At 50.9% G+C, this 17,596-nt stretch carries 12 protein-coding genes; 2 read left to right on the plus strand and 10 right to left on the minus strand.

What is annotated here, in order from left to right:
* Positions 1-41: 41 nt before the first annotated feature.
* From HBA55_RS35355 to HBA55_RS35395, 9 genes are all read right to left on the minus strand, one after another.
* A complete protein-coding gene (locus HBA55_RS35355; RefSeq protein ID WP_167000548.1) occupies positions 42-2,474 on the minus strand; it encodes a S9 family peptidase in 2,433 nt (810 codons plus the stop codon).
* A gap of 11 nt (positions 2,475-2,485) precedes the next feature.
* A complete protein-coding gene (locus tag HBA55_RS35360) occupies positions 2,486-2,743 on the minus strand; it encodes a hypothetical protein (RefSeq protein ID WP_167000550.1) in 258 nt (85 codons plus the stop codon).
* Positions 2,730-3,650, minus strand: coding sequence for an alpha/beta fold hydrolase (locus HBA55_RS35365; protein ID WP_167000552.1), 921 nt, complete (start codon positions 3,648-3,650; stop codon positions 2,730-2,732). Before HBA55_RS35365 ends, HBA55_RS35360 begins: the two co-directional genes overlap by 14 nt.
* Positions 3,650-5,344, minus strand: coding sequence for a M14 family metallopeptidase (locus HBA55_RS35370; RefSeq protein WP_167000554.1), 1,695 nt, complete (start codon positions 5,342-5,344; stop codon positions 3,650-3,652). Before HBA55_RS35370 ends, HBA55_RS35365 begins: the two co-directional genes overlap by 1 nt.
* A gap of 18 nt (positions 5,345-5,362) precedes the next feature.
* Entirely contained in the window at positions 5,363-6,937 is a 1,575-nt protein-coding gene (locus HBA55_RS35375; RefSeq protein WP_167000556.1) for a class I adenylate-forming enzyme family protein, read from the minus strand.
* 4 nt (positions 6,938-6,941) lie between these two features.
* Positions 6,942-8,195 (minus strand): thiolase family protein, encoded by a 1,254-nt coding sequence (locus HBA55_RS35380; protein ID WP_167000558.1) that lies wholly within the window; start codon positions 8,193-8,195, stop codon positions 6,942-6,944.
* 108 nt (positions 8,196-8,303) lie between these two features.
* Positions 8,304-10,502, minus strand: coding sequence for a TonB-dependent receptor (locus tag HBA55_RS35385; protein WP_167000560.1), 2,199 nt, complete (start codon positions 10,500-10,502; stop codon positions 8,304-8,306).
* 355 nt (positions 10,503-10,857) lie between these two features.
* Positions 10,858-11,997, minus strand: coding sequence for a helix-turn-helix transcriptional regulator (locus tag HBA55_RS35390; RefSeq protein ID WP_167000562.1), 1,140 nt, complete (start codon positions 11,995-11,997; stop codon positions 10,858-10,860).
* 69 nt (positions 11,998-12,066) lie between these two features.
* On the minus strand, positions 12,067-12,711 hold the full coding sequence (locus HBA55_RS35395; protein WP_167000564.1) for a LysE family translocator: 645 nt from the start codon (positions 12,709-12,711) through the stop codon (positions 12,067-12,069).
* Positions 12,712-13,083: 372 nt separating this feature from the next.
* Between HBA55_RS35395 and HBA55_RS35400 the strand changes: the two genes are divergently transcribed.
* Both HBA55_RS35400 and HBA55_RS35405 read left to right on the plus strand, forming a co-directional pair.
* A protein-coding gene (locus tag HBA55_RS35400) for an IS3 family transposase (RefSeq protein WP_420821521.1) occupies positions 13,084-14,636 on the plus strand; the annotation gives its coding sequence in 2 pieces (ribosomal slippage) (positions 13,084-13,546 and positions 13,546-14,636; 1,554 coding nt in all).
* Between the two features lie 820 nt (positions 14,637-15,456).
* Positions 15,457-16,659: an IS256 family transposase gene (locus tag HBA55_RS35405; protein ID WP_167000566.1), complete on the plus strand. Its 1,203-nt coding sequence runs from the start codon at positions 15,457-15,459 to the stop codon at positions 16,657-16,659.
* A gap of 109 nt (positions 16,660-16,768) precedes the next feature.
* Here the strand turns inward: HBA55_RS35405 and HBA55_RS35410 are convergent.
* On the minus strand, positions 16,769-17,596 hold an 828-nt coding region (locus tag HBA55_RS35410), incomplete at its 5' end, for a DUF819 family protein (protein ID WP_167000568.1).

A 17,596-nucleotide genomic window follows, 5' to 3' on the forward strand; every position in this document is an offset into this window, starting at 1 on the left:
TAACGTATTTATCGGATAAGTGATTGGGTCCGTGCACACCACTAAATTAGCGGTCGATTCCCTACCGGCACATCGATGGGATAATGGAGCAGGGGCTTGCGATGCTGAAGGTGCTCAATAAAGTAGTCCAGCAAACGCTTATGAAAATACGGCTCGGCGAACAGTGCATGGGAGCGTCCGGACAAATATAGAAGATCATGAGCTTTTTGCTCGGCCGTTAGCGATGCGGAAAAACGCAACAAACTACAAGGCAGTGCATTTTCATCCAGATCTCCATAGGCCAACAACAAATGCCCCTGCAACTGATTTCCATAGGTGGACGGTGACATCCGCACATAATTTTCAGGCTGTTCCTCTGGGCGATTGCGCTGTTGACGACCATCTCCATAGTCTGCCGAACCAAGGTATTTTTCACTGGAATCGGTAAAAAAGGCCGCCGGATCATAGATTCCAGCGCTGGAAACACCTACTGTGTAAGTAGAAGCTTGTAAAAGCATAGCCATTGCTGACGCATGGCCGCCCCAGGAGTGTCCATTGACCCCTACATGATCCAGATCCATCCAAGGCCGTTCCGCCGCCAGTTTTTCAATCACCTGGGCGTGATAACCAACCCCCAAACGGTCCTCTTTACCATAGGGCAAATCCTGAAATTGTTTTGACCGCAAGGGTGTGCCCGGCCCATCCATCACAACAACCACAAAGCCCATTTCAGCAAGGGTATAGACGCCATACATAAAAGCGCCATTGAGTGCCTCGTGAATGTTACGAGGTTGCGCAATAATTTGCGGACCGGCGTATATCCGTTCTACGATCGGATACGAATGTTCCGGGTCAAAATTCCGGGGTTTAATCAGAACGCCACAAATGGGTTCGTCGGTATCTTTCAGGTTGATTGAGAATGGTTCCGGCGCACGCCAGCCTGCAGTTTCCAAAGCAACTATATCTGCCTCTTCCAGGTCGGCGATCAATTCGCCATCGCGGTTACGGATCACCGTTTTGGTTGGTTCCCCCAGCGTAGCGCTGTTATCGACGAAGTATTCGAAACTTGGAGAGAGCATTAACGCCGCGGAACTGCCACTCAAAAGGGCCATCAACGCCAAGCCTTTACCCGGGATTGCATGGTCCTGACCGTCGGCCGTCAACTGAGTCAAATTGTAGTTGGGTTTATCACCACCGAGATCCACCCGCATTAACTGTCGAAAATAGGGGTTAACTCCGGGTTTTGTTGAACCTGCGGTAAAGAACAGCTGCTGACGACCCTCGTCAACACCGATCAAATCCAGTACTGACCAATTTCCCTCTGTAATTGCCCGTTTAGCAAATGCAGGTTTTCTGCCATCCCCCAGATCAATGAGATAAAGGTGGCCGTAACCGCTGGACTGCGAATACCAAACCGCGCAATTTTGCTCAAATAACAGCGTTACATTGGGGCTGTGATACTCAAAAGAGCCGAATTCAGAGAACGTACTACACTGCTCCTCGTAAACCACACGCAGGCTCGCCGCTGCAGTATCAACACATACCAGGGCCGACCGGCGACCATCGGGAGTTTGTGCCAATAAAAAGACTTCACTGCCATCCGGGCGCCAAAATACGGCCTCGGTGGACACGGCATTGATAACTAACTCCCCCCAGTTGGCCGGAAGTTTTAATTGTCGGCAGCCGCCAGTGGAACTGTTAAGGTCAAACAGCACAAATTCTACCGCTAAACGATGCTCGTCCCCCGGCATGGGTAGCCGCACTGGGTGTATCAGTGGTCGACAACTGCCGTCCTGGGGGACAGATTCTACAAACGGATAGGATTCCAATTTGCGGCTATCCGCACGAAAACAAAGTATCTTGCTGGAATCCGGCGACCAGAAGGTGCCAACGGGAGGCAGAGGTGGGAGTACCCCTCGGGCTCGAAACACCGCCATGCGGTCGTGATCCGGCATGGTTCCATAGGCGCAAAGGGCTTCGCCGTCATTACTCAGTTGACGATGAGAGCGACTGTCACTCGCCCCCTCTCTATCTTCCAACCAGAGGTTATGATCTTTGATGTAGGCTGAATACCGACCGTTTGGAGATATTTTTGAAGGTCGCTTTACGGGCAGCTCTGTGCATTGTCCGCTGTTGAGGTCACATTGATAGTGCTGCCCGGAAACCATCACCGACAGGCAATTGGCGTTACAATCCAGCTCGAAGTGTGTAAAGGGCAATTTATTTGCCTCCACAGAAATTTGGGTAATAGCCCTCAAGCCCTCGGCTACCAAATGATGATCAAAAGCTGGCTGCTGAGACCCAGTTTCGGCGTCTACCATAATAAACCGGTGGCCGTTTCTTTCCTGTTTCAAATACCAAAAGTAGCTCGAATCAGCCCCCAGCCAGTGGGGCTCTATCAGGGTATTTAGCGCCTTTTTAGAGAGTTCCGTTGGCCAGAGCTCAAACGCCCGGTCATAGTCTTGCGGAGTGAGTGTTTTACTCAGTGTTGTCATTCCAAGCTCCCTTATAGGTCTCTGGTTTTGTCTGTATTTGGCAGGATCACATCCAGCATCAGATCTGCACCTCCGGACAACCCATCACCTGAAAAATTGGCAGTTTGCACCACAACAAGTTCTAACGCGGGAATCACAAACGCATACTGACCACCGGAGCCAGCCAGAGATATCACAGCGTATTCGCCTAGATTCATGGTGCCCATATGCAAACCGTAACCGGACAATCCCCGTACTAGAGGAATTTCATAGTGCCTATCGATCTTCAACTTTTTGGACTTGTTCCCGAATCGCTGCCACAATCGCATCAGGGCGGTCCAACGTCATCATGTGACTGCCATTGGCAACCGGACGAAACTCTCCTTGACTGGACATCGCCGCCATTTCCTTATGGGCCATTATCATATTTTCGGTCACTTTGGGTTTATTGGCGGAATTGATTGAGGCGCTGAGTACAATCAATGGTATATCTGGCAATCCATTTGACAGCTTGGTTTTGGCAATTTGACAGGAGCGTTTCATCGCTCTTAACTCACCCGCCGCCGGAGATCTTGGAATCGAAATCATAGACTCCAGATACGCCTCAAGCACTGTTTCGTCGACGATCGTTCCAGTATGACGTAGAAGAAATTGTTTAATCCCTGAACGCCCCCAAAAACGGCCATAACCCAAATGACTCAACCACCTCTGTACCAGAACCTGGCGATCAAGATCAGGCCCGCGTCCCTCTTTGGAGGTGTCGTCATAAAGCGTGTGCGGGGTTGGGTCGACCAAAACCAACGCAGCAATATCGGCAGGGTAATCAATAGCGTGGCAGAGTGCACTGAGCCCGCTCAGCGACCACCCAACCAACACGACCGGCTTCTTAACGTCCATTTTCTCCAGTAATGCATGACAATCCGCCGCCATAAGGTCGACGGTTGCATCCACATCTGCTGCATCGCTCTTCCCTACCCCCGCTCGATCATAGGTCAATACCGAAGCGAAACCCGCTACCTGCTCAACCACATGGCCCCAAGTCCCACCGCCGGAGGCCCCGGGTTCCAGAACCACCAATGGGCCCTCACCACGCATGGTGGCGAACAGGCGACGCCCTCCAATATCAACCATCGCAGCAAAGTGAGGTTCGGGCTTGTAAGAACCGGTGGTGAATGGTTTGATCGTGGAAGCGAGCATTATTTAATTTCAACCTTATGGCTAACCGTGCCAGCACGGTCGTGAGACACTTTGATAGTAACGTGATCGCCTTTTTTTGCACTGACCACCCATTCCCCGACAGCGCGGTCATCGGTATGATCCGCAATGAATGCAGTAATAGCCGAGGAGGGCCGAAATGCGCGACCCGCCAGCTCGCCGAGCTCCCTGCGAGAGGATTCATCGATAAGTCTGGTGCCAGCGGGGAGTTCCACTTCAGCGACTACACCGCGTACGGATTTGCTTGCCAAGGTCTTGGCACTGCAGTATGTCGGCAGATAACCCTGATTTTCTATCACCGCACGTACTTTCCATAAACCCGGTGCAATTTCATTGACTTGAGTGCTGCGAATCGCCAGGAGAGGCGACATCAGCAGTTGCCAGGTAAACCATTCCGGAAACGGTGCAATAACCTCTGCCAGCATGTGCTCAGGCGGGTTATAGAGTGTCTTGATCAAGTCCCAGCCACCTATTTCAACCTCCCCAAGCTGTGGGTGTTCGTAACGATACCAGTCAACAAAGCCCTGATCTCCCAGGGTCTCATCACCCCAGCGCACCATCTTCAGATCATCTTCGCCAGGATGGCTAAAGAACCAACCGGCAAAATTATCGATCTCAACCCCGGCCATGGTATGGGGAGCCCAATACTCCACAATCCAAGTATAGATCCCAAAATTCTCGTAGCCCCATTCAATAGAGCCGTGAATCTCCTCACCGTGGTTAATACGAAACCCCTCAAAGGCGCTCTTGGCCGGATATCCCGTCAAAGCGGTGCCCCGCTCTCCCACCGCTTGGTAATGTGTCAGGTCTATATGTGGCATTTGCTGATCGGGTTTAGAAAATCCAGACCTCAACATCACGCCACTGAAAGTATGCCCGGCGACCCAGGTTGAAAGGTTGGGATGATCAGCGATAAAAGCTGCCATTGCCTGGGTTTCCGGCTCGGACAGTGAGTAGCGCCCTGCCCCCTGCTGTACACCTTCACCAACCCAATTGGCCGGCCAGTTGCGATTAAAGTCCACTCCTTCTCGTGGGCACACTTTTGGAATCAGATCTGGTTCCGGGTGTTCAACGCGCCCTTCTGGTAAGAGTCGAAAATATTCTCCGCCATCCTCTGTGGGCTCCCTGGGCACCATCACCCGTGGGTCCTCCGGGTGTTTTTTCCAGCGCCCATTGGGGTCGCGAACCCGCATATTCAGCAAGCGGCCATCACCATCGATGTCCTCTGCAAACAATCGTGAGAATTCACCTTCATTGTGAAAATAAGGGCGTGTGCCCGAGCGCAAGAACCTGGGGCGTTCTGCCAGTGCCGCCTCGGCGCCGTCGGGATTTACCCGTGGGATCACATAAAACGCTCGAGTGTCCAGGCACCGTGTGATCTCTTCGTTATTGCCGTAGCCTTCAATCATCGCTTCAATATGGTATAGCGCAGCCGCTGAAGCGGTCAGTTCCACCGCGTGGATATTGCCATCGACCAGCATGGCCGGTTTTTCGTTAGCAGGGCCGGTTTCCCAGTTGGTCACCGCGGCAACCCATATGTCTCGCCCTTCAAAACTTTTACCAATACTCGACAGCCTGATCAAGTGAGGGTGCGCAGTTTCAAGCTGCTGCAGATAGTTCGTCAGTTCATCGTAACGCAAGTAGCAGTTTGAGCGTTTTTCCATTGTTGAGTTCATACTACATTCTCTTGAATATTATTGGTCAGGAGCTCGGTACAGGGACCGTAATTCATTTTTGAGTACCTTCCCCAGGGTATTGCGCGGAAAGTCACTGAGGAACAATACGATATCGCTGAGGCGCTGAAACTTACTCAAACGATCATTGGCCCATTCCAAAAGCTCTTGCTTATCAAGGTTGCTATTGCCGTTGCAGCGCACGTAGGCGACGGGGGTTTCGCCCCACTTTTGATGAGGTACACCAATGACAGTTGCATCTTGCAGCGCCGGGTGATTCCGTAGGACATTCTCGATATCGACAGGAAATACGTTAATGCCGCCGGAGATAATCATGTCTTTAACCCGACCACGAATATATAAAAAACCTTGCTCATCGATTTCGCCGATATCGCCGGTACGCATAAAGGTGCTGCCATCGTCTGCGGTCCACTGAATGTCTGCATTTTGTTCGGCACGATTCCAGTAACCCATCATCTGGTAAGCGGAACGGGCCACAATCTCGCCGGTCCCCGGCAAGTTCACTTCCCTGTCATCTTCGCCGATCAGGCGGATCTCAGACAGGGGCAAGGCTCGTCCGACCGAATCAGCTTTTTCTTGCATTTGCTCAGGTGTTATTACCGTGGCGACCACCTCGGTTAACCCCCAAAGCTCATAGAGTCGACCGGGCGCATCAGCCATGACCTGTTGTTTTAACGTCGGCGGCATAGGTGCACCCGCCGTAATCATGCATTCAAAACTGTCAAACAGAGAGGGGGTATATTCTGGATATTCGACAATCATCTGAAATTGCGTGGGTACAATAAAAGCATGGGTGGGTTTATGTCTCTCGGTCAACGCGAAGAAATTCGACAAATCAAAGTTCTTCATCAATACCACCGTAGAGCCCGTCACAAGTGCAGGCAACACCATCATCCAGCTGCCATTGGTGTAGGGAGGTGTCGACAGAAGACTCACGGATTCAGCACCGTAGCGAAAGCCAGTCGCAGACATGAGACCAGCGCAGATGCGAGCGCTATGGCTGTGAACCGCACCCTTGGGCAAACCGGTAGTGCCCGATGAATAGATGATACTGCAGATTCCCTGATTGGCATCTGCAGGGTCAGTGGCTACAGCCAATACCGGCTCAGCCTCACTATCCAGTGCTAACAACGACGGGCGCCGCTCCCTGTTCAAGTTGCCCAGCGCCTGATCGGCCAAGGGCATCAGCTCTGGACCGACATATATTGCCCGACAAGTAGCATCATCGATTAAGGTCGCGATATCCTTATCGGCCAGCATGGTGGAAAAGGGGACTATAACTGCGCCAGCTCGCATCGCTCCAAAAATGGCGCAATAGGCCTGAATTGAATTGGACACAAGAAAACCAACCCGATCCCCCCTATTCAGGCCTGCTGCCTGTAGTCTTTCGGCGATCACTTTGACCTGCAGCTCAAGCTGCAACCAATTAACACTACCCTCGGCATCGATAAACGCCACCGCCGAGGGGCGTTGCCTGGCATTATCGGTGATCAAGTCATCAAGGTTTCGATGAAATGCAGGTAAAGAGTTTTCCAGTGGTAATTGACTGGGAGTTTCAATAACGTGTGTCGTCATATCGTCAGGACCTTTCCAAAATTGTCACAAAGGCAACCGCTTCGTCAAAACCAATAACACCGCCACCGTTTTCGGCAAGCGCCAAGCGAGCGCCTTCTACCTGTCGGGTACCGGCTTCACCGCGCAACTGTTCTACCAGTTCACACAACATGGATACACCGGTAGCTCCCACTGGATGTCCTTTTGACACCAGTCCCCCCGAGGTATTAAGCGGAAGATCCCCCCCCAGGTGGGCACGACCTTCTTCAATAAATCGACCGCCTTGCCCCTCCGGACAAAAGCCCAACATTTCTAGCTGGTAAATTTCGGAGAAGGAACTGGCGTCGTGTACTTCAGCCACATCGATGTCTGCCGGCGTCACACCTGCACGGGTAAATGCTCGCTGCGCCGCATAACGCGTCAAACCTGGTTCATCCAAAGCCCGGTATTTACCACCACTCATTTCACAAGCACCAATCCGTACCGCCCGCTCTTGTACCGAAGGGGGGCAATGTCTCAGGTATTCACCAGAAGCAACCAGAAGCGCTGCTGCACCATCTCCCAAGGGTGCGCACATGGCACGAGTCAGGGGGAAGGACACTTCACGATCTTCCAGCACCTGCTCCGGTGTTAACGTAAATCGATATTGAGCGCGCTCATTCTCCGCAGCAAAATTGTGCGATTTGGCTGCGGCAATCGCCAATTGGTGTTGGGTAGTGCCATAGCGGTGCATATGCCAGGCGGCCTGCATGGCGTAGGTATCCATGAACATGGAACGATCTTTGGGCACAACAAAGGGCTTTTGTGCTTGCTCTCCAGCGGCACGGTAATAGACCTGCCACTCTTCGGGATCAAATCGATCGATGCCCCCCATAAACATTTCTGCCGTTTCTTCAGCGGAACGATTGGCATCGAGCATCTTCTCCACGCCAATGGCGAGAGATAAAGGCGCCTGACCCGACAACACATCCAGGTAAGCGCCCCGAAAAGCGGAGCTGCCACTGCCACAACCATTGTGGACATTGATCATGCCAACATGTTCAGGAAATAACCCTTCACGTACCAGCGGCGTAAACATCACCTGGCCGCCGATGGAGGCCTGACCATTACGATAAAGCGTGTTATTGGAAAACCAGGAGCACGCGATATCCTGACCATCCGACATTTCTGCATCCCTCAGAACACCCGCGTAAGCCTCCCGCGTCAAGGCCTTGTAACTCTGGTCCATTTTCTTGCCAAAGGTGGTCGAAAATGCACCGATGATATATGCCTCTGCCATAAAACTATTTACCTCGAAGATCGGTGAGTACCGATATTTTGCGCAAGGCGGGCCCCTCGTTTAGGGCCCGTAAGTAACACATGGGTTATAGGACTATTAAGATTTTGTTTAGAAGTTAAAGCTGGCTTCCACACCGACTGTGCGGGGGCGGGTGCGATTGGCGGGCAAGCCAAACGGCGCGTTGGATGCAATATTGCTCACCTCACCATCCTCATCCAGCAGATTCTCGCCAGTGAGAAACACCGACCAAGTCTCTGCTTCCACCCCAATACGGACGTTAAGCAACCCCATGTCATCCGACTCTGTCGGTGCAAATCCCAAGGTATAGTCTGGGCGACTGTCCGCGTACTGGTAGGCCATATAGAAATAGCCATCCAGACCTGAATTGCCCAATGACCACTGGTAAGCAGCCGACGCCGTGTAGGTAGATTCAGGCACCTGGCTCACCGTGTCGCCATCCTGGATATTGGCAGAGGGCAAGTCTTCACCGTATTCGGTGCTGTTAAAGTTGGCGCTCAACTGTAGGGTTAAGCCCGGAACACCTCGATACAACAAACTCAGGTCCAAGCCCAAACCGTCAGCCTCACCCACATTATCGACAAAATTCACACTGCCGAACGTGGGATGAGGGACACTTAAGATCGTGAGAATATCCTCCCACTGAAGATAGTAAAGCGCCGCCTCCACTGCCAGGGCATCGTCCATAAAGCTAAGTTTGGCACCCAGCTCATAACTGATAAGATCTTCCTCTTTGGCAAATAGCGGTGGCTCTGCACCGGTACCGGCTGTCAGCATCAAACCAAAACCCTGTTGAGCGGAACCGCTGCGAAATCCCTGGGCAATATTGAGATAGTAGAGCGAGTCGTTATCAGGCGTATATGACAGGTTAATTCGCCCGGTTAGCTTGTCAAACTCTTCACTGCGACTGGCGCCAACACCAACAAAGTCCAGAAACGCCGCCGTACCCGGCTCCAGATCTTTTTCCTCACGCTCGTCTTCAAAGTACCTGGCACCCAGAGTGATTTCCCAGGCATCACTGATCTGGTAATGGGCTTCTCCAAACACGGCCCATTGTTCGGTGGTCGCTTCACGTTCTTGTACCGTACTCAATAATGGGTTGGTCAAGCTTGGGTCAAAACCCTGCAGAATCGCAAAGGAAGTTTCGTCAAGGAAGGTTCCGGAAATAATTCCCTGCTCCTGTTGTGCATCCATATAAAACAGACCCGCGGTCCAGGACAGAGCCTCTTGCCCTGTAGAAGCAATACGCAACTCCTGATTAAGCGTCCGATTCTCCAATGGCAACTGAAATTGCCCTATTCCCAGGTAGTTGCTCTGGTAGTCCTGGTCCACTTCGATCAATGAGGTGGTACTGTAAAGCGAAATGGCATCAAACTCGTATTCAACGGTGACGTTGTAAAGATCAAACTCACTGTTATCCACCAGGTCCTTTGCCGCCACCGGTGCGACGCCAACCGGCAAACCCGTTAGGCCGTCAAAGATAGGATAAATGGGCGAAAACTCGTAGTTTTCATCACCGAAGGGTAAAGAACTTTCGGTTTCAACGTGCCAAGCAGACAGGCGCAGAGTCAATGCATCGCTCGGGGTATATAGCAGCTTGGCACGGTAGCTTTCATCTTTGCTGTTGTTGTAATTTTCTTCGCCAGTTAGGGGTAAATCTATATAACCATCATTATCAATGCTTGAGAGCACTACACGAGCACTGAGCGTGTCCTCTACCAGAGGGATATTCACTGCTGCCTGGGCCTTCCAATTATCGGCGGCGCCCTCGGTCGTGGATAACCCAAGATTGGCCTTCAATGCAAATTCATTGTGCTCGGGGTTGTGTGTGAGAATACGTACGGTCCCCCCTTGGGAGCTAGCGCCATACAGCGTACCCTGGGGACCGCGCAGCACCTCCATACGTTCCAGGTCGTAAGGGTTAAGGTCAGGTACAAAACCCTGCCCTACTTGTGTATAGGGCAAGTCATCCAGATAGTAACCAACAGTGGCATCTCCGGCTAAAGAAGACACTCCGCGTATCTGCACCGTATTTGAGGACCCCAGTAGTTTGATAACAGAGACACCCGGATTAACCGCCAGCGCGTCAGCCATAGACACAATACCCTGAGTTTCCAGGTCCTCGCCCTTTATCGCAGTCACTGAAAAAGCGGTATCCATAACGCTTTTGGCGCCAATTTTTTCAGCGGTTACTGTTATTTCCTCCAATACGAAATTATTTTCGCTGGAACTCGCATAACTAGATACGGCTAGCGCCAAAGCAGAGACTAAATTGAGCTGCGTCTTCATTCGTTTCTCCTCATACATTCTTATTGGTTTATATCACCTTGGGTTGATTTTCCAGGGAATCCCATCAGTTTCAATGGAGCCGGGATAGGGTGATATTAGCGGATGCAAAAATACCTGCTTCCCGAAATGCACCGCCTATGCCGCAAAATCACAAAGAGCATTTTATTGGCGAATTCAGCACTTAGCGGAGTCGTACCCCCGCACCACCAACGGTGAGAACTATATCTAAGCCATTGATTTTATTGGACTTTCCAAATAAACACAGAAAAAGAGAAGAGTTTATCCTTACATCGGAGGGTTTAGGGGAAAGAGCCACCAAGAATAAGGCTTTTTTAGGCGAAAAGCCCTAGCAACCCTATTTTTCAGGTTCTTCTGCTGTATCCCCCGCAAATCCGTGACCGGCGCTTTGACGGCACATGGAGGGGGATATGCCAAAATGCTGGCGAAATGCATCAGTGAAACTCCCCGGTTTATCGTAACCAATGTTAAAGGAAATCTCAGTAATGGGCAGAGAGGTCTGGGTCAGGAGTTTCTCAGCGTATGCCATACGTACCTGCTGGCTGTATTGGCCAATTGTGAGTCCGTATTCGGCCTTGAAACACTTCATCAATCTGTTGCGACTCACACCAATATCCCTGGATAATTCTTCGCCACTGACTGGCCGAGACAGATCCATATCGATACGTGCATGCACCAGCTGAGCAATCGTCCGGCTATCCAACGTGGTCTCACATGAAAACTGACCGACACTATCCGCAACAACACGACTGGATATGATGTGACAGACAAGTTCTCGGGTTTTACCCGAGAAAAACAGCTTTCTTAACGCGCCTTGAAATTTGCAGTCAATAATTTCCTTACCCGCCCGCAGAGCATCAGCAGTCGGCTCACAGAACATCTGTGCGTTACTGTTCTTTGATAGTTGCGAAAAGAATTCTGTGGAAACACGTGACGGGGGCAATCCAAAGCTGGAGAGAGCTTTTACATCCCGAAACAATAGAGATACCAAATGAATATCTACACCTGCGGCCACTTCTGAATACATCATGATACGACTGGGACTGAAACCACACATTGCGGCGGGTGCCCACACCCACCCACCCCCTTGTCCATAAGTGGCCATACGCAGACCACCACTGAGTGCCAGTGTGAAAATCACATCCCCTTCGTGGCGGCTCCAGACGGCGAACGGTGCTGGATGAATCGATTTCCTTAAACGCAGAAATACCCCGCTGCCCAGATCAACCACCTCGGAAAAGCCTTCCCCGAACTCAGGCCGAAAATCAAAACGAACGCCGGCGCCATCGCAACTCTGCCGCCATACCCACCCTGGAGCCTCACCCTGAGGCCTGGCCTGGGCCTGGCGGACCTTTAGCGCCAGATCATCGATAAAATTCAGAGGTAGTTCTGGCGGCCTGGACTCATCTGGCAGCAGAGGAGGACTGGGGTCCAAGCCCGCATTAAAGGGGGAAACCTTGTCCTCTGTATTGGCCATCTATTACCCTCGCACGCCAACAAGTAAACTCTTCAGTGGTGTAAAGATAGCCTAAAGCGTGCTCATTCGCTATTGTTGATAAGTTAGTAGATGATAACCAAACCACAGCATGATGGAGCCCGTTGAGCCTTGTATTACCCTTCTAAACTTAGTAGAAGTTACCGCCCCGGAAACAGCCCCCAGCGCAACAATGATAAATGAAAACCATGCGATCACGACCACTGAATGAATCAAAACCATAACCAGCGACTCAGTAACCGGGCTGCCCTCCGGTGAAATAAACTGGGGGAAAGCCGCCAGATAAAACATCGACACCTTAGGATTCAAAAGATTTGTCAAAAAGCCCTCCAGAAAGAGCCTTCTGCTTCCAGATACGCTATTTCTGCCCTGAACCGGCTCACCGCTCGGTACGGGAACCTGCGCCCTGGAGAACGCCTGCCAAAGTGAACTCCCCCCCAGATACAACAAATAGAGCGCCCCGAGTAGTTTTACAATCAAGAACGCTTTTGATGAACTGAGAATGAGTGCTGATATACCCAGCACTGAAATAGCCCCATGAGCGGCGAACGCTGATATAATACCAGTTAGATTTAAAAAACCCGCCGGTCGACCAAATTGAGGAACCGTTTTTAACAATAGCGCCCCGTTGGGGCCTGGCATAATCGTCAACAGAACGACCATTGCGGCAAAGCCACCCAAGTCTTGGATATCCATGTTCACCTCTTGAATATTACTGTTCAGGGTTTGTGCACTTCGTTTGTGCTTAAAACCTTTTAAGGAACTATTCGGTAAGCCGGTATTTTAGAGGGATGAGACTTCTGCACTTCCTGATCTGCACAGCTGGCACGGAAAAGTCACTTGTCATCCTTTCCGTTAAAGGAATTCACTCCCCTCTTTATCTAAAAGCGCATCACTTCATACCCAGGTACAGGGTACTGCTTCAGACGCAAAGCGTTTTTCTTCCTTTACATCTACTTTGTCTGGTATAGCCACATTAGTAGCAGTTCTCAACCCCCCTGTGTCAGGATGGTTGTCGCCTCTTTTAACCCATAGAAATATCCACACCGGGGCGGAAAGAAGGTATGAGTGAGCGGTTATCCAGAAGAGCGCAAGCAGTCGATTATCAAGAAAATGATGGGGCCAGATCCGGTTCCGGTATCGAGATTGGTTGAGGAGGAAGGCATTTCGGATGCCACCCTGTATACTTGGCGAAAGCAAGCTCGTATTGATGAAGGATTGGTTGTGCCCGGTAACGGTAATTCAGATAAATGGTCGGCAGAGGCAAAATTCGCCTGTATTGTCGAGACTGCCAGCCTGACTGAAGCTGAGGTCAGTCAATATTGTCGTGAGCGGGGACTGTACCCAGATCAGCTATCGGAGTGGAAGAAGGAGTTTATCCGGGGGCAACAATCCGACAAACAGCGCCAGAGATCTGAGCAACAGCAGGTTAAAAAAGAACAAAAGAAGGTCAAACAGCTCGAAAAGGAACTAAAGCGCAAAGAAAAAGCACTGGCAGAGACGGCTGCCCTCCTGGTTTTACAAAAAAAGTTAGACGCCCTCTGGGAGGAAAGCGAGGACGATTGATCCCGCACTCAGAGCGGCAAAAGGTAAAGCGCTGGGTGGATGAGGCGTGTGATGCTGGGGCCCGTAGAAAGCGCGCGTGCGATCTTTTAGGTATATCGATCCGTACGCTTCAACGCTGGGAAGTTGGCTGTTCAGTGAGACCCGACGGCAGACCAGGAGCGAAGCGCGAAGAACCCAGAAATAAACTCACTCCTGAGGAGCGTGCGGCCATCATTGAGGTATGCAACCAGACCGAGTATGCCAGTTTATCACCAGTGCAAATTGTACCGAAACTGGCTGACCAAGGCGTTTTCATTGCCTCTGAATCGTGCTTCTATCGGGTACTTAGAGAGGAAGGCCAGTTAACTCATAGAGGCCGGAGCCGGGCACCAAGAAAGGTGACAATGCCAACGACACACCTTGCTACGGGGCCGAATCAAGTCTGGTCGTGGGATATCACATACGTGCCGACACACGTACGTGGGCAATTCTTCTATCTGTACATGATTATCGACATCTATAGCCGCAAGATAGTTGGATGGGAGGTTCATACTGAAGAATCCGGCGAGTTAGCGGCAGCGTTGATTCAGAGAACGGTATTCAAAGAACAATGCTTCCACAAACCTCTGGTGTTACACGCAGATAATGGCGCGCCTATGAAATCGATAACACTGCGACAGAAACTGTACGAGTTGAACATTACGCCGTCGCACAGCAGGCCAATGGTGAGTAATGATAACCCATATTCGGAATCGTTGTTCAGAACGTTGAAATACTGCCCACAGTGGCCCAGAAACGGTTTCGCGGACGTTGATGACTCCAGGGCTTGGGTTACAGACTTCGTTAGCGGGTACAACAATGAACACCGTCACAGCCGAATAAAGTATGTCACTCCCGCCCAGCGCCATCGTGGTGAAGACAGCGAGATATTGGCCCGACGCAATCGTGTTTATGCTGCGGCGAAATCCAAGACACCAGAGCGCTGGTCCGGAGAAACCAGAAACTGGGAGCCCATCAGCACCGTAGCGCTGAACCCAGAGAAGTTGGAAAACTTGGAGCCCCAAAAGGCCTCATAAAGATAGAGGCGACAAGTCGCTTGAAAAACGCCATTTGCTTTCGCCCAAAAATTGAGTGATTCAGAGTAAGAGAGAAGCTTATTTTGTGGGCCTCCTAATTCGCCACCCTTAAAAGGCACACTCTTGTCTTCTGTTCCCATAGTGAGCAGAACAGGGAGTGGTTTGGACGGCTGACAGCTTTCGGCTACCTCTACCAGCATGGACGCAACAACTGGAGCAATGGCGGTTAGCTTATCGGTGCGATGGCAGCTGAGATAAAAACTCATATAGCCGCCCATGGAATTTCCAGTAGCAAATACCTTGTCTGGGTTAAGCAGCCCTTTGCTATTGAGGTCTTCCAGCATGTTGTCGAAATAACTTAGGTCATCGATCTTCTCTAGGTCGGGAGCCATTTTTGGGAGTTTAAGCCCCACATTCCACATATTGTTAATACCTTGCGGATAGACAATGCGAAAGCCATACAGATCAGCCAGTGATTCGTAGCCATAAAAGCGGGAAAGGTTGGCATTGCCTCCACCACCGTGAAAAACCAGCAAGGTTTTTGATGGGCCTTCGACACCTTTTGGGGTGTATAGGTAGTAGCTTCGATTAACGCCGTCAATGGTCAGGTCTTTTTGCTGAAAGCTTCCTTCACCGTAAAAGGATTCGATCGTGGCTGCCTGCAATGGGTTAACCAGAACTGTGGCTATGAGTAGCAATTTGGAAAGTTGGCTTCGAATCATGGTTCTGTTTTTTTCGTGTTGAGTCAATTGATGATTTGTTGGTTGAGGGTGTTCGAAACTTTGTGTCAATCCTATAATGCCCAAAAAAGGAACGACACATGTCCGAGGATTTCGACTTCGATAAGGCTCTGAAGGCCATTCAGTCTGGTCAGGCCATCACTGGTAAAGATGGTGTCCTGGCCCCACTGATCAAGCAACTTACTGAGGCTGCTCTCAACGCTGAGCTGGAGGCGCACCTGGAGGCTGAAACCGAGCCTAACCGTAAGAACGGTAAGAGCGCTAAAACCCTGAGAACTACGGCTGGAAACATCCGTATTGACACTCCCAGAGACCGTAGCGGGACGTTCGAACCACAGCTGGTGAGGAAGAATGAGACCAGCCTGAGCACTGAAATTGAAAACAAGATTCTGTCGCTGTATGGGCTAGGGATGAGCTACAGCGACATCAATGAATATGTCGAGGAGATGTATGGTATCAGCGTCTCCCACGCCACCATCACCGCTGTGACAGACAAGATCATTGATGAGGTCAAACAGTGGCAACAGAGACCGCTGGAGAGCCACTACCCCTTTGTCTGGCTCGATGCGATCCACTACAAGGTCAAGGAGAACGGCCGTTACACCAGCAAGGCTATTTACACCGTTCTGGCCTTGAAAATGGATGGCAAAAAAGAGGTTTTAGGCCTGTATTTATCAGAATCTGAGGGAGCTAACTTTTGGCTGTCGGTACTCACAGATCTGCAAAATCGTGGGGTAAAGGATATTCTGATAGCCTCCGTGGATGGCCTCACGGGCTTCCCAGAAGCCATCAGAGCGATCTTTCCGCAGACCGAAGTGCAGTTGTGCATCGTGCACCAAATACGCAACAACATTCGCTACGTGGGCTGGAAGAACCAGCGGAAGTTCCTGGCGGACCTAAAACCCGTTTACCGCGCTGTTTCCAAGCAGGCTGCTGAGGACGCACTAGATGCTCTTGAAGAGAAATGGGGTGAGCAATACCCAATCGTGATCAAATCGTGGCGCAGTAAATGGGATGATCTCTCAGCCTATTTCAAATATCCTGAGGAGATCCGAAGGGTTATCTACACCACCAACGCAGTTGAGTCCGTACACAGGCAATTTAGGAAGTTGACCAAAACCAAAGGCGCTTTTCCTAATGAAAACAGTCTGTTAAAGCTACTGTATCTTGGTGTGGAGAACGCCAGTAAGAAGTGGAGGATGTCGTTCCGCAACTGGGGTCAAACCCTGTCGCAGCTCGCCATCTTCTTTGAAGGTCGGCTGGATGAGGTCATAGATCTATAACCTCATCTGGCCTGAACAAACCAAAATTGACACAAAATTTTGAACAATCCCTGTTGGTTAGATTAGTAATCTGGGGTATCGAATGTCCTGTCATTATCTCTACGCGTCCCTATAACAGTGCAGACAAAGAAATCCCTATAAAATTAGCCAGTGCATAACCAAAAACACCACACAGCAGAGCTGGTGTAGTGAGGTTATGCCAGCCCTTGGAAACCGCCATCGCTGCCGCCGTAGGAGCGCCGAGTATACAGGCATTGGAAGCTACGGCCAGCTCTGCTCCGGATAACTTAAACAGTCGCCCACCCAGAGACAACAGCAGCAGATGGACAACCATCACTACGACACTGAATAGCACAAGCTGGCTACCGGATTCCCAGGCAAGGGTAAAATTAAGCATCGCACCGATCACGGCAAAGAAACAGTAAATCAAGATCTGCCCCAGCTCGTAATGGCCGTGCAACTGCTCTGCCCGTTTGGGCATAAGCGTGGCAAAACCGACACTGAGCAGGGTAATCAATACGTACTTCAGCGGAGGTATGGCACAGATCTCTGCCAGCCCTATACTCAATGCACAGATACAAGCACTTAAGGCCAGCGCGCCAATCAGGCTAAACGCGGTAATTTGCTGACGCTCAGCCACCATCACCTGCTCGGGCATCGACACATCAGCCTCAACAACCGGACTAAACAGCTGCCACAGCCAGCGAATGCCAGGCATAACCAGCAAGAACGCCAAAAAAGGAATTCCCACAGTAAAGGCAGTCGCAACTATCAACGCCATGATGGGATCATTGAGCTTGCCCATGGCATCCGCAACAGCTGCCGTGTTGGCACTGCCGCCAATATAACCTGCAGTCATGATACCGGCCAAAACACCTTCATCCGGCCCCAGATCAACCATCCGAACCGCCACAAAAGCACCTACTACCGTTGCGAA

Source organism: Pseudomaricurvus alkylphenolicus (assembly GCF_011683955.1).
In the GTDB taxonomy this organism is placed as follows: domain Bacteria; phylum Pseudomonadota; class Gammaproteobacteria; order Pseudomonadales; family Cellvibrionaceae; genus Pseudomaricurvus; species Pseudomaricurvus alkylphenolicus.